Below are 1043 nucleotides of genomic sequence, written 5' to 3'. Positions count from 1 at the left end.
GATGAACAACGGGAAATCTCATCGTCATATGCCTATGTGGCAGATATGACGCCGGGAACCACCCCCGACGGTGAACCGTATGACGGCGTTATGCGGAATATCGTGGGAAATCATGTGGCGCTGGTCGGCGATGGCCGGGCGGGGCCGGACTGTCTTGTTATGGACTCTCTCCCTCAGGAGCTAAAACGCATGAAACTGAGTAAAAAAGAAGTGGCGGTGCTTACCGCGCTGGGAACCTATCTTGCGCCGCGTCTGGCACAGGATGCGGCTCCTAAAGATTTGTTACGCCTGATGGCGCAGCATAAGCGCCCGGCAGCTATCGCCAGCGCGGTAAAAACTGCCTACAGCGAACGGCTGGCACAGGATATGGATATTGAACCGGCGGAGCTGGCGCAACTGATGGAATCAGCAGAAGCCGTGCCGGAGCTGGCCGGGGAGGATGATACCGGGTTAACTGACGAGCCGAAGGCATTTGATACCGACAGCCCGATGGAAAGTGTACTGGCGTTACTGTCCGGCAAAGTTCCTGATGATGTGCTGGAAAAAATTAAATCCGCACTGGCTCCGGCAAATGACGAAGAACCCGAAATAAAAGAGGCTGATGTGAAACCCGACGATGTGAAAGTCGATAAACCCGCGATGGATGCGGCAATCAGGCTGGCAACTGACCAGGCAACGAAACGGGCTGCTGAAAATTTCCGCGCCGTTCGTGTGGCTGAAACCGAGGTGCGGCCGCTGATTGGCAATGTGGTGGCGATGGACTGCGCCGAAGAGGTTTACCGTACCGCGCTGGAGCAGACGGGGATCGATATCCAGGGCATTCACCCCAGCGCGTACCGCAGCATGGTGAAGTTTGCCGTTGAGCAGAAACAGACGGCCAAAAGTCCACGCGTGGCGATGGACCAGGCCAGCGCATCGACGTTTGCAGCAGATTTCCCCGGTGCAAAACTGAAACGAGGTTACTGATATGAATACTTTTCAGACACACATGAACCAGTACCCGGCACCGGGGATTCCGGGGGCATTTGCCAGTGATAACCCTC

General features: G+C 56.0%; 1 protein-coding gene. It reads left to right on the top strand.

Annotation, left to right across the window (positions count from 1 at the left end):
- Positions 1 to 966 (top strand): DUF2213 domain-containing protein (locus HV477_RS27885; protein WP_175065746.1); only part of this gene is annotated, 966 nt, incomplete at its 5' end.
- Positions 967 to 1043: the final 77 nt, after the last annotated feature.

The organism is Salmonella sp. SG203 (genome assembly GCF_013350575.1).
GTDB lineage: Bacteria > Pseudomonadota > Gammaproteobacteria > Enterobacterales > Enterobacteriaceae > Salmonella > Salmonella enterica.
The sequence above is the reverse complement of the archived record's forward strand: the minus strand, read 5'-3'. Positions and strand labels throughout refer to the sequence as shown.